Here is a 13,369-nt window from a genome sequence, read left to right as displayed (position 1 = left end):
GGGGGAGTCGCCGGTAGAACGTCCGGCCCGGGCGCGAGGTTCCCTCGCCGGGGGCGAGGCATGCCGCTCCCGCTGCTACTGCTCCCGTGGCGCGGCCGGTGCGATGTCCTCCCGTTCGACCGGTTGCGCAGCGCTCCGCGTCCCCGTCGCCGCCTGCTTTCCGCAGAACGCGGGCTCCAGCGTGTCCGCCAGCGTGTTGAGCACGGCCGAGCTGTTGGAGGCGTTGGCCAGCGCGGTCAGGCTGCGCGTGCCGTCCTTGGTGGTGAAGGCGTACGTGTAGTAGCCCTGCACGGCGCCCGTGTGGCCGTACACCGAGATCCCGCAGGACAGGTCACGGCGGCGCAGCCCAAGGCCGTAGGAGGTGTTGGAGTTGACCCGGGTGAAGCGCTCCATCTCCGTGAGGCGGGCGGCCGACGTCAGCTTGCCCCGGACCAGCGCCGAGTAGAAGGTGTCGAGGTCCTGGGCGGTGGAGATGATGGCGCCCGCGCTCTGCGCCCAGGACACCGTCTGGTCCGTCGCGTCGACGGCCGCGGCGCCGGCCTTGTCGGCGGTGAGGTAGCCCTTGGCGTGCTGCCCGGGGATCTTCGCCTCGGGGTGCACGTAGAAGGTGTCGCGCAGTTCCAGCGGCTTGAAGATGCGGTTCTCGTACTCGGTACGCACGCTGTGCCCGGTGAGCTTCTCGATCAGCATCCCGGCCACCACGAAGTTGGTGTTGGAGTACGAGTAGGCGGCCCCCGGCGCGTTCGTGCGCGGCTTCCTCAGGGAGAGGTCGACCAGCTGGCGGTAGCTGAAGACCTTGTTGCGCACCGCCTCGAACCCCGACACGCTGCTGGCGAACAGGTCGTTGGTGTAGTCGTACAGACCGCTGCGGTGGCTGAGCACGTGCCGCACGGTGATGCGGTCGTCGGGCAGCAGCCCCGGCAGATAACGGTTGACCGGTGCGTCCAGGGCGAGCCTGCCCTCGTCCACCAGTTGCAGCAGGACCACCGCCGAGAACGTCTTGGTGACACTTCCGACGCGGAACCGGTCGCCGGTGGTGATGGCTCGCCGGGTGGTCCGGTCGGCCACGCCCCGCGTCGTCCTGTAGACCTTCGTGCCGTCGTCGATCCGCGCCATCGCGCCGGGCGCGCCCTTCGCCACCACCGAGTTCAGCACCGCGGCCATGCCCGCGGTGTCCGGCGCCGGCAGTGCGGCGGCCGGGCGGGGCTCCGCTCCCGCCTTCATGGGCGCCGCCTGGGCCGGTACCGCGAGCAGCGACAGCGCCACCGCTCCGAGCACCGCACTTCTGCTCATCCTTGCCGAGACCATCCGGACCCAGCTCCTTTCTGTCAGCCTCTGATGCGAGATGGGTCACATTCGGTGCAGGGAACCCTCTCGCATCCCGTCACATCTCCACAGTCGACGCACAGTTGGTCACTCCGCGATCACCACGCGGTGCGGAATCGCAAAGTATTGCTACGAAACGCAAGAAAAGCGATGATCTGTGCTTTACATGGACATGACTCGTCCGGAAGGGTTGCGGCCGGGGGCCCGACCAGCCCCCTTGGCGCCTCGACGGCGCCGTGCCGCAAGGCGGTGGGTGATCGATGCCGACCGTCTTCGAACGTAAGGAACCCTGATCAGTGCGTAGCGCGCACATACGCAGCGTGGCGGTCGCCGTCGCCGTGACGACGGCCGCCACAGCCCTGACCGGTACGGCCTTCGCCGGTCCCACCACGGGGGTGGGACAGCAGGCCACGGCCGCCGCCACAACGGCCGCGCAGGTGGTGACCGCGGCACGGACCGCGGCCTTCGCCCACGCCCCGGCGACCGGAGTCGGCGCGGGCGACGAACTCCAGGCACAGGACGTGATGATCGACCCCGAGGGGGCGCGCCATGTCCGCTTCGTCCGCACCCACCGGGGCATGCCGGTACTCGGCGGCGATCTCGTCGTCCATCTTTCCCGTCGATTGGCCTATACCGGCGTCACCCGAGCGGCCGACCACGCCGTCCGGCCCGCCACCACCGAGGCGAAGCTGACGGCCCGCCAGGCCGAGGAGAAGGCCGCCTCCGCCGCCGACGGCGACGCCGGCACCGCCGCACTCGTGGTGGACGCCCGCGGCGGTGCCTCCGCCCTGGCCTACCAGGTGACGGTCGACGGCTCGGACGGCTCCCGTACGGTCGTCGTCGACGCCCTCACCGGCAGGGTGCGCAGCAACACGCCGGACAACGACGAGTTCCTCTCGCCCAAGGTGCTGGAGCGCCTCCGCGAGCGCGGCGAGACCCTCGACCCGGCCACCGGCATCGGCGCTCACGCCGACGCCTTCGCCGGCGCGTCCGTCTCCGCCCGCTACCCGGCGACCGCGCACGGCTTCGGCAAGTCGCTCTTCGTCGGCAAGGTCCCGCTCACCACCACGCAGACCGCCCGCAAGAGCTTCCTGCTCAAGGACCCGACCCGGTACGGCACCGAGACCCGGGACGCCAGGGGCAAGGAGATCGAGAGCTTCGCGCAGGGCACCAAGTTCACCAGCACCACCGACAACTGGGGCAACGGCGCCACCAGCAGCCGGGGCAGCGCCGCGGCCGACGCCCAGTACGGCATCACCAAGACCCTGGACTTCTACAAGAAGACCTTCGGCCGCAAGGGCATAGCGAACGACTCCAAGCCCGCCCGCGCCATGGTCCACTGGGGCAAGAAGGTCGGCAACGCCTTCTGGGACTCGGACTGCGGCTGCATGCTGTACGGCGACGGCGACGGGCAGGAGATCAAGAAGCCGCTGGTCGTCCTCGACGTCACCGGCCACGAGCTGACGCACGGCGTGGTGGACGCGACCGCCAAGCTCGAACCGACCCGGGTCGACAACGACGGCCAGTACGGCGAGCCGGGCGCCCTGAACGAGTCGCTGGCCGACGTCTTCGGCTCGAACGTGGAGTTCTCCGCGAACAACCCGAAGAACCCGCCGAACTACCTGCTCGGCGAGAAGCTCGGCCTGCGGCAGAAGTTCCTGCGCCGCCTCGACCACCCCTCGCTCGACCGCCTCGAAGGCACGGTCGACTACTGGTCGCCCGAGGTGGCGGACGCCGAGGTGCACGCCGGCTCCGGTGTCTCCTCGCACGCGTACTACCTGCTCGCCGAGGGCAGCGGCCACAAGACGATCGGCGCCACCACCTACGACTCGCCGACCTACGACGGCTCCACGGTCCAGGGCATCGGCCGCGCCAAGGCCACGGCGATCTTCTACCGCGCCCTGACCCGGTACATGGTCTCCTCGACCGACTTCCACGACGCGCGGATCGCGACGCTGAAGGCCGCCAAGGACCTCTACGGCGCGAGCGGCGTCGAGTACCGCACGGTCGACCAGGCCTGGGCCGCGGTCAACGTCACCGAGGCCAACACGCCGGCCGCCCGCCACTGACGGGCACGCCACACCGCTGATCCGGGTGCCCTGTCGGGGGGCCGGGCACCCGGATCGCTCCCACCGGGGGAACGGGATCGAAGTCGCTGGTGGAACGGGACCGCGCCACTGGGGGAACCGGATCGAAGTCGCTGGTGGATCACGAGCCAACGCCCCCACGTCACCCGCCATTTGAAGGCCACGGCAGCCTCACAGTCAACCTTCAGGTGATTCCTGTTTCTTTTATTGACAGCGGAAAATAAGCCACCTAAGTTCCCGGCCATGCGCTCCACCTCCCGAGCCGAGACGTTCCCGGCCCACACGCCGGCCGTCTCGCAGATCTTCACCGCGGTCCTGTCCCACGGCCCCCTCACCCGACTGGAGGCGGCCCGCCGGGCCGGCCTGTCGGCGGCGGCCGTGACCAAGGCCGTCCGGCCGCTGCTGGCGGCCGGGTATCTCGCGGAGGACGCCGACGGCGAAGCCCGGCCGGCCCTCGGCCGCCCCGCCAACCTGGTGCGGGTCGACGGCGGGCGCGCGCTGTTCATCGGGGTCAAGGTCACCGGCGACGAGGTCATCGCCGTCCTCACCGACCTGTGCTGCCGGATCCGGCTGGCCCGCCGGCTGCCGGTCACCGACCGCGCCGCCAAGGCCGTCCTGACCTCCATCGCCGAACTGACCCACGAACTGCGCACCGAGGCCGAGGACTTCGGCGCCCCCGTGCTGGGCCTGGGGATCGCCGTCTCCGGCGACGTGGACCGCGCCGAGGGGGTCGTGCGCTACTCGCCCTTCCTCGACTGGCGGGACGTGGCCCTGGCCGAACTCGCCGCCATGACCACCGGGTTGCCGGTCGTCGTCGACAACGACGTACGTGCCCTGACCGTCGCCGAGCAGTGGTTCGGCGCCGGGGTCGGGCTCTCCGACTTCGCCGTGGTCACCGTCGGCGCCGGCATCGGCTGCGGACTGGTGATCCACGGCCGGCTGGTGGCGGGCGCGCACGGGGTGGCGGGGGAGATCGGCCATGTGGCCATCGACCCGGCCGGACCCCTGTGCCACTGCGGCAACCGCGGCTGCGTGGAGGCGATCGCCGGGGACGCCGCGATCGTCACCCGCATGCGCGAGGTGACCGGCCGCCAGGTGACCGACTCCGCCGAGGCGGTGGCCCTGGCCCACGAAGGCGTGCCCGGAGCGCGGGAGGTGTACGCGAGCGCCGGTGAGGCCATCGGCCGGGGCATCGCCACCGTGGCCAACCTCTTCGGCCCCGAACGCGTGATCATCTCCGGCGAGGGACTCGCCGCCTACGACCTCTTCGCCGAGCAGATCCTCGACTCGTTCACCACGGCCGCCTTCGGCTCCGCCGCGCAGTGCGACGTACAGACCCGTCCACTCCCCTTCGAGGAGTGGGCGCGCGGGGCCGCGGCCACCGCGATCCAGTCCTTCATCACCTCGTCTCCCACCCCAATGGGCAAGGGCTGAGCCGCCCGAGACCCCGAACCCTGGAGGGCCCATGCGGTCACCTTCGCAATCCGTCCTGCCCGTACGCGGGCTGAGAACCGTCCTCGTGCTGGCCCTCACCGCGGCCTTCGCGGCCGCCGTACCGGCCGCCCAGGCCCAGACCCCCGCCCCGATCGCCGCCAAGCCCTACATGGGCTGGTCCAGCTGGAGCATGCAGTCGTCCAAGTACCCGGGCCTGAACGACCAGGGCGACTACAGCTACCTCACCGAGGCGAACGTCCTCAAGCAGACCGACGCCCTCGCGAGCAAGCTGAAGAAGTACGGCTACGAGTACGTCAACATCGACGCCGGCTGGTGGATGGACTGGAACTGGAAGTCCGGCTACGACCAGTACGGCCGCCAGAAGGCCGACTCCGCCCGCTTCCCGAGCGGCATGAAGGCCGTCGCCGACCACATCCATGCCAAGGGCCTCAAAGCCGGCATCTACCTCCCGGCCGGTCTGGAGAAGGGCGCCTACGGCGACGGCAAGACGCCGATCTGGAACGCCGACGGCTGCACCACCGCCGACGTCGTCTACGACGACCTGCGCACCACCAACGGCTGGGACAGCGCGTACAAGATCGACTTCGACAAGCCGTGCGCGCAGAAGTATATAGACTCCCAGGCCCAGTTGATCGCCGGCTGGGGCTATGACTTCCTCAAGCTCGACGGCGTCGGCCCCGGCTCCGGCAAGAGCGGCGACCAGTACGACAACGTCGCCGACGTGGCCGCCTGGAACAAGGCGATCACCGCCACCGGCCGCCCGATCCACCTGGAGGCCTCCTGGTCCCTGGACTTCGGGCACGCCGCCGACTGGCAGAAGTACACCAACGGCTGGCGCATCGACACCGACGTCGAGTGCTACTGCAACACCCTGGTCAGCTGGGAGAACTCGGTCGACGACCGCTGGGACGACACTCCGGCCTGGACCGGCAAGGCGGGCCCCGGCGGCTGGAACGACCTCGACTCCCTCGACGTCGGCAACGGCGCGATGGACGGCCTCACCAAGGCCGAACGGCAGAGCTACGCCACGCTCTGGGCCATCGCCAAGTCGCCGCTGTTCACCGGCGACGACATCACCAAGCTCGACGACTACGGCGTCTCGCTGCTGACCAACCGCGAGGTCATCGGCATCGACCAGAGCGACAACCCGCCGGCCCGGCCCGTCACCCCGTCCGACCCCCAGCAGGTCTGGGCCGCGAAGAACGCCGACGGCACGTACACGGTGGCCCTGTTCAACCTCGCGGACTCGCCCGCGTCGGTCACCGCCGACTGGACGGCCCTGGGCTTCAGCGGCAAGGCGTCGGTGCGGGACGTGTGGAACCGCGAGAACCTCGGTTCGTACTCGAGCAAGATCACCGAGGCGCTGCCGGCGCACGGCTCGCGGCTGTTCACCGTGACGCCCAAGGGCAGCGCGCTGGCCGCCACCGGGTATGAGGCCGAGGCGAGCGCCAACACGCTGAGCGGCAACGCCTCGGTGGCCGGCTGCGACGCGTGCTCCGGGCAGAAGAAGGTCGGAAACCTGTACCAGGGCGGCAAGCTGACCTTCAACAACGTGGTGGTCGACAAGGCCGGCACGTATCTGGTGAAGGTCGCCTACGTCAGCGGAGACTCGCGGCCGGCCACGATCTCGGCCAACTCCGGGGGCGGCACCAGCCACAAGTTCCCGTCCACCGGGGACTGGGGGACCGTCTCGACGGTGAGTGTGCCCGTGACCCTGAAGGCCGGTGCGAACACGATCACCTTCGACAGCGGGTCGGGGTACGCGCCGGACGTCGACCGGATCGATGTCCCCAAGTCGCCTCGATAGGCGAGTTGTTCGGGAACTGCGGGCCGGTGGGGGCCGGCCGCGCAGTTCCCCGCGCCCCTGAAGGGGCGCCCCCTCACGGACGTTGGATTGGAACCCCATGGACAACCACCCCAGCAGACGCAGTTTTCTGGCCCTCGCCGCCGCCACCGGGGCCCTCGCCTCGCTCCCCTCCTTCACCGCTTCCGCCGCCCCGCTGCGGTCCTCCGAGCCGCTCGCCTCCTCCCGTCACCGGCTCTGGTGGCAGGCGCCCGCCGACGACGGGTCGATGATCACGCAGGGTCTGCCCGTCGGCAACGGCCGGCTCGGTGCCCTCGCGAGCAACGACTCCGGTCGTGAGCTCCTCCTGATCACCGACGCCACCCTGTGGACCGGCGGTCTCAACGACACCCTCGACTCGGACGGCCAGTTCCCCTACGGCCGCGCCGACTTCGGTTCGCTCACCCTGCTGGCCCGGCTCCTCGTCGAGATACCCGACCACGACCTGGGCGCCGTCTCCGACTACCGCCGCACCCTCGACCTCGACAACGGCGTGGTCTCGGCGTCCTACGTCCGCTCCGGGGTGACCTACCGGCGGCAGATCTTCGCCAGCCGCCCCGACGACGTGATCGTGGCGCACTTCAGCCAGGACGGCGGCGGTCGCTACACCGGCACCCTCACCTTCGAGGGCACCCACGGCGAGACCGGCGGCACGGCCGAGTCGTTCGCCGGATCCTTCGCCAACGGGCTGAAGTACGGGGCCGCCGTGAACGCGTACGGCACCGGTGGCAGCGTGCGCGTCAGCGGCTCGCACATCACCTTCACCGACTGCCGGGAGCTGACGGTCGTAGTCAGCGGTGGTACCGACTACGCGCCGGACGCCGCCGCCGACTACCGCGACCCGTCCCTCGACCCCCGCGCGCTCGCCCGCACCAAGGTCAAGTCGGCCGCCCGGCACTCGGCGGACTCGCTGCTGCGTACCCACGCCGCCGACCACCGGGCGCTGTTCGGGCAGTTCGACCTGTCGCTCGGCACCTCGACGGCCGACCAGCGCGAACTCGACACCTGGGCGCGCATCCAGGCCCGCGCCGACACCGGTGACCCCGACCCGGAACTGGAGGCCGCCTACGCCCAGTTCGGTCGCTACCTGATGATCGCCGGGTCGCGTGACAGTCTGCCGATGGGCCTCCAGGGCCTCTGGCTGGACGGCAACGACCCGGACTGGATGGGCGACTACCACACCGACATCAACATCCAGATGAACTACTGGATGTCCGACCGGCTCGGCCTGTCCCAGTGCTTCGACGCCTACACCGACTACTGCGTCGACCAGCTCCCGTCCTGGACGGACCTCACCCAGCGGCTCTTCCAGGACTCCCGCAACCGCTACCGCAACTCCAGCGGCAAGGTGGCCGGCTGGACCGTCGCCATCTCCACCAACCCCTTCGGCGGAGGCGGCTGGTGGTGGCACCCGGCGGGCAACGCATGGCTGTGCCAGAGCCTGTGGGAGCACTACGAGTTCACCCAGTCCCGCGCCCACCTGGAGAAGATCTACCCTCTGCTCAAGGGCGCCTGCGAGTTCTGGGAGGCGCGGCTGCTCACCACCACCCTGGACGACGGGAAGGAGGTGCTGATCGCGGACAGCGACTGGTCGCCGGAGCAGGGACCGCTGGACGCCAAGGGCATCACCTACGCCCAGGAACAGGTGTGGATGCTGTTCGGCAACTTCCGGACTGCGGCCGCCGAGCTGAAGAGGGATGCTGGATACGCGGACACCATCGGCAGGCTCCGCGACCGCCTCTACCTGCCGGTGGTGAGCCCCAAGACCGGCTGGCTGGAGGAGTGGATGTCCCCGGACAACCTCGGCGAGACCACCCACCGCCACCTCTCGCCGCTGATCAACCTCTTCCCCGGCGACCGGATCCGCCCCGACGGCTCCACCCCCGGCGACATCGTCAAGGGCGCCACCGCCCTGCTCACCGCCCGCGGCATGGACAGCTTCGGCTGGGCCAACGCCTGGCGCTCGCTGTGCTGGTCCCGGCTGAAGGACGCCGACAAGGCCTACCAGCTCGTCATCCGCAACCTCCGGCCGTCCAGCAACGGCAGCAACGGCACCTCACCCAACCTCTTCGACATCTACCAGGTCGAGGAAGGCCGGGGCATCTTCCAGATCGAGGCCAACTTCGGCACCCCGGCCGCGATCCTGGAGATGCTGCTGTACTCCCGCCCCGGCCACCTGGAGCTCCTGCCCGCGCTGCCCGCCGCCTGGGCCGCCTCCGGCAAGGTCACCGGAGCGGGGGCGCGCGGCGGCTTCGTCGTCGACCTCAGCTGGCGCGACGGCAAGCCGACCGAGGCCCGGATCCGCAGCGTCGGCGGCCGCACGACGACGGTCGCCTACGGCGGCAAGTCACGGACGGTCACGCTGAAGCCCGGCGCCTCCGTCACGCTGAAGGACCTCGCGCGGTGACCGGCCGGTTCGCGCGCCTCCTCGGCCTCGCCGCCGTGTTACTGGCGACGGTCGCCTGCCAGACCGGGCCCGCCCAGGCGGCACCCGTGTGGGAGCCTTCCTCCGGGGCCGCCGTCTCCGCCCGGCACGACGTCGTCACCTGGGGCGCCAGCGCCGACCAGATGGGACAGGGCACCGCCGACCGCGGCTACCGGCTGGTCGTGCGCACCAGCGCAGCCGGCAGCGGACCGCGGGTACGCCTGTCCAACGCCTTCGGCGACCGGCCGCTGACCCTGGACAGCGTCTGGGCGGGACTGCAGAGCCAGGGCGCCGCCCTCAAGCCGGGCAGCAACAAGCGGCTCACCTTCGACGGCGCCCGCACGGTCACCGTGCCGGCGGGCGCCACCGCCTGGAGCGACCCGCTGCCCGGCAGCCTGCCCGCCGGCAGCAACCTGGTCGTCAGCCTGCACAGCCCGGACGCGGCCGGCCCCGCCACCGGCCACTGGATGGCGATGCAGACCTCCTACGCCACCCAGGGCGACCACACCGCCGAGGAGAGCGCCGCCAACTGGACGGAGACCACCGGCTCCTGGTGGTACCTGGACTCGGTCTCCGTACGGCCGTCCGACCCGGCCACCGGAGCCGTGGTGGCGCTCGGCGACTCCATCACCGACGGCTGGGCGTCCACCACCGACCTCGACCGCCGCTGGCCCGACTACCTCGCCCGCCGTCTCCAGAAGGCGGACACCGAGGTCAAGGGCGTGGCCGACGAGGGGATCTCCGGCAACCAGGTCCTCGCGGACGGCGCCGGGCAGGCGGCTCTGCACCGGCTGGACCGCGACGTCCTCAGCCAGCCGGGCGTCCGTACCGTCTTCCTCTTCGAGGGGGTCAACGACATCAAGGCCCACACCGGGGTCACCGCGGCCGACCTGATCGCCGGTTACCAGGAGATCGCCCGGCGGGCGCACGCGGCCGGCAAGTGCGTGGTCGCCTCGACCGTCGGCCCGTTCGAGGGCTGGTCGGAGTGGGACCCGGCGGGCGAGGCCGTACGCCAGCAGGTCAACCAGTACATCCGCACCAGCGGGGAGTTCGACGGGACCGCCGACTTCGACCGGATCCTGCGCAGCCCCTACGACCAGGCGCGGATGCTGCCGTTCCTCGACGGCGGCGACCACATCCACCCGAACGACAAGGGAATGCAGGCCATGGCCGACTCCGTCGACCTGGCCGGTCTCGACTGCGACCGCTGAACCCGTGCAATGCCCTGATCACCCCTGGGCCGTCGGCTCCGGGGTGATCAGGCCTTCGCGATAGGCGATCGCCACCGCCTCCGTACGACTCGCCGCACCCACCTTGGCGAGGATGTTGGAGACATGGACGCTCGCCGTCTTGCCGGTGATGAACAGTTCCTCGCCGATCTGCCGGTTGCTGCGGCCGAGCGCCAGCAGCCGCAGCACCTCCCGCTCACGGGCGGTGAGCGGGAAGGCCCGGACCTCGGCGGCCCGGCCGAAGAGCGCGTCCAGCCGCTCCAGCAACACCACGGCCCGCAGCGCCACGGCCGTCTCCCGCGCCGCCCGCGCCTGCTCCTCGGCCTCCGCACGGCGGCCGTCGGCCGACAGGGCCTCGGCGTACCGGAGCCGGACCCGAGCCAGCTCGTACACATCGGCGTGCGCGAACGCGGCCACCGTCTTCTCCCAGGCCGCCGCGTCCGGCCCGGACACCGCGCGGGTCCACTCCGCCTCCGCGCGCGCCAGCCAGGCCTGTCCCTCAGGACCCTGCCGGGCGGCCGAGACCCGGGCCGACTCCACCAGCTCGCCGGCCAGGTCCGTCCAGTGGCCCCCGCCCCCGGTGCCGCGCACTTCGGCCGCCCGGTCCGCGACCGCCGCCAGTGCCAGAGCCGCCAGCCGGACCGTCACGTCCGCGGGCCGCCCCGACTCGTCGGTCAGCGCCGCGACCGAGTCCCGCAGCACCGCCACCGCCTCCTCCGGGTCACCGCGCAGTGCCGCCGCGTCGGTGAGCACGATGCCCCCGACGAGCCGGCCCATCCAGTCGAAGGGCTCCCCGAGCAGGGCCCGGCCCCGGTCCACGACATCCGGCTCGCCGCGGGCCAGCGCCACGTACAGGGCGGGCCCCCGGGCAAAGCCGGGCGCCGGGTCGGCGTCGGCCGAGCCCACGCACTCGTCCCAGTGCCCCAGCGTGTACAGCACCAGCAGCCGCAGATACCGCATCTCCGCGGCGTACGGCGAGGACAGCAGCCCCGAGCGCCGGGCCCGGTCGAGCCCCTCGTTGATCCACGGCAGGCACTCCTGGAACTCGCCCGCCTCGAAGCACCCGGTGGCCAGGGCGAACAACGCCCGTATCTCCACCGGCGCGTCCCCGGCCGACCGGGCCAGCTCGCGGGCCTCCCGGAGCCGTGCACGCCCCTCCAGGCTGCGGCGGCCGCCGCCTTCGAGACGGGCCAGGGAGATCAGCAGGTCGGCGCGGGCCGCGGTGGCACCGATCCGTTCGGCGACCTCCAGGGCCTGCCGGGCCACCCGCAGCGCGGTGTCGTCGTCGCCGATCTGGCGGGCCGCCATCACATGGGTGGCCGCCGCCCACACCCAGGTCCGCGAGGGCGGATCGGCGGGGATCAGCGCGAGCGCCTCACTGCTGTAGGCGAACGCGGCGGCGAGGTTGTCGACGGTCATCAGGTTCCCGGCGAGCGTGTAGCGCACCCGGGCGGCGAGTTCGGGATCCGCGTCCTGTCCGGCGCCGGCCAGCGCGGCCCGGGTCAGGGACACCGCCCGGTGCGCGTCACCGGCGTGCGCGGCCGCCGCCGAGGCCCGCAGCGTCAAGGTCACCCGGTCCAGCCCGTCACCCGTGGGCCGCGCCTCGCCCGGCACGGCCGGCCACAGGTCCAGGGCCGTCTCCAGCTGCCGCAGCTCCTCCGCCGGGGCACCCACCCGCCGGGCGTGGTCGGCGGCCTCCAGGGACGCGGCCAGCGCCTCGGGCAGATCGTGGCTCTCTCGGTAGTGATGGGCCCGTTCGGCCGCCGTCGCCGCGCCGCCCCCGCCCGCGGCGAGCAGCCTCGCGAAGGTGCCGTGCAGCCGCGACCGCTGCCCCGGCAGCAGATCGGCGTAGACCGCCTCCCGTGCGAGAGCATGCCGGAAGGCGTACGTGTCCTCGTCACCCGGGACCAGCAGCTGCCGTCCGACCGCCTCCCGCAGCGCCGACTCCAGCTCCTCCTCCGGCAGCCCGACCGCGTCCCGGAGCAGGTCGTGCCCCACCCGGCGCCCGGCGACCGCGGCCGTACGCAGCACCCGTTGGGCCGTCTCCGGCAACTGCTCGACCCGGATCAGCAGCAGATCGGCGAGCCCGGAGGGCATCCCCTCGGCGTCGGCGGTGGCCACCAACTCCTCCGTGTAGAAGGCGTTGCCCTCGGCCCGCTCGACGATGTCCCGCACGGCCGCGTCCGACAGCGGCCGCTCCGTCAGGGCCCGCACCAGCCGTGTCACCTCGGCGTCGGCGAGCGGCCGGAGCTCAAGACGCTCGACGGCCGGCAGCCGCACCAGCTCGGCGAGGAGCGGCCGCAGCGGATGCCGGCGGTGCAGGTCGTCCGCCCGATAGGAGGCCAGTACGGTCAGCCCCCGGGCGGGTCCGGTCCGGCTGAGCAGAAACCGCAGCAGGTCCCGGGAGGACTGGTCGGCCCAGTGCAGATCCTCCAGGACCAGCAGCAGCGGCGTGGTCGCGGCGAGGTCCGCGAACAGCCCGGCGACCCCCTCGAAGAGCCGCAGCCGCGCGTCCGCGTCCCGGGCGGAGTCCGCCCCGGCACCGAGCAGCCGGTCCACCACCGGATGCGCCGAGACGACCGCGGCGAACCGGGCATCGGCGGCCAGCACCCCGAGGATCTCGGTGAAGGGCAGATACGGCAGCCCGACATCACCGAGATCGACACAGTGCCCGACGACGACGGTGGCCCCGGCGGCGGTCGCGCGGCCGGCCACCTCGTCCAGCAGCCGGGTCTTCCCCACCCCAGCGTCCCCGGCGACCAGCACGGCCTGCCCACTGCCGTCCCGGGCCCGGTCAAGCGCCCTGGCAAGGCGGGCCAGTTCGCCCTCGCGCCCGATCAGGGGAGTGGAAAAGGATCTCTGCGACACGTCCACATCCTGACAAGGGACGAGCGGAGAAACCAGGGGCGCGGGACTGTGTCGGTAAGCGGCCCCGCCGCGTGGGCGCGACCGGCCGGCACGGACCCGCAGCCGCCGTAACCCATGGCCCCATCCCCGTAGGCGC

General features: G+C 71.9%; 7 protein-coding genes. 5 read left to right on the top strand and 2 right to left on the bottom strand.

Going from position 1 to position 13,369, the window contains the following annotated elements; genetic code table 11:
• Positions 1-75: 75 nt before the first annotated feature.
• On the bottom strand, positions 76-1,293 hold the full coding sequence (locus ACWDGI_RS41085) for a serine hydrolase domain-containing protein (RefSeq protein ID WP_450768150.1): 1,218 nt from the start codon (positions 1,291-1,293) through the stop codon (positions 76-78).
• A 329-nt stretch (positions 1,294-1,622) separates the two neighbouring features.
• On the opposite strand from ACWDGI_RS41085, the gene ACWDGI_RS41080 reads away from it, so the two are divergent.
• From ACWDGI_RS41080 to ACWDGI_RS41060, 5 genes are all read left to right on the top strand, one after another.
• Positions 1,623-3,395 (top strand): M4 family metallopeptidase, encoded by a 1,773-nt coding sequence (locus ACWDGI_RS41080; RefSeq protein ID WP_450768149.1) that lies wholly within the window; start codon positions 1,623-1,625, stop codon positions 3,393-3,395.
• Positions 3,396-3,656: 261 nt separating this feature from the next.
• Positions 3,657-4,847, top strand: a complete 1,191-nt coding sequence (locus ACWDGI_RS41075) for an ROK family protein (RefSeq protein ID WP_450768148.1) — start codon at positions 3,657-3,659, stop codon at positions 4,845-4,847.
• Positions 4,848-4,878: 31 nt separating this feature from the next.
• Positions 4,879-6,675 (top strand): alpha-galactosidase D, encoded by a 1,797-nt coding sequence (locus ACWDGI_RS41070; protein ID WP_450768147.1) that lies wholly within the window; start codon positions 4,879-4,881, stop codon positions 6,673-6,675.
• 97 nt (positions 6,676-6,772) lie between these two features.
• Positions 6,773-9,118, top strand: coding sequence for a glycosyl hydrolase family 95 catalytic domain-containing protein (locus ACWDGI_RS41065; protein ID WP_450768146.1), 2,346 nt, complete (start codon positions 6,773-6,775; stop codon positions 9,116-9,118).
• Positions 9,115-10,347 (top strand): SGNH/GDSL hydrolase family protein, encoded by a 1,233-nt coding sequence (locus ACWDGI_RS41060; RefSeq protein WP_450768145.1) that lies wholly within the window; start codon positions 9,115-9,117, stop codon positions 10,345-10,347. The genes ACWDGI_RS41065 and ACWDGI_RS41060 overlap by 4 nt, the downstream gene beginning before the upstream one ends.
• 18 nt (positions 10,348-10,365) lie before the next feature.
• Here the strand turns inward: ACWDGI_RS41060 and ACWDGI_RS41055 are convergent, their stop codons facing one another.
• A complete protein-coding gene (locus ACWDGI_RS41055; protein ID WP_450768144.1) occupies positions 10,366-13,233 on the bottom strand; it encodes a helix-turn-helix transcriptional regulator in 2,868 nt (955 codons plus the stop codon).
• Positions 13,234-13,369: the final 136 nt, after the last annotated feature.

This window comes from Streptomyces sp. NPDC001220, from assembly GCF_053597895.1.
The sequence above is the reverse complement of the archived record's forward strand: the minus strand, read 5'-3'. Positions and strand labels throughout refer to the sequence as shown.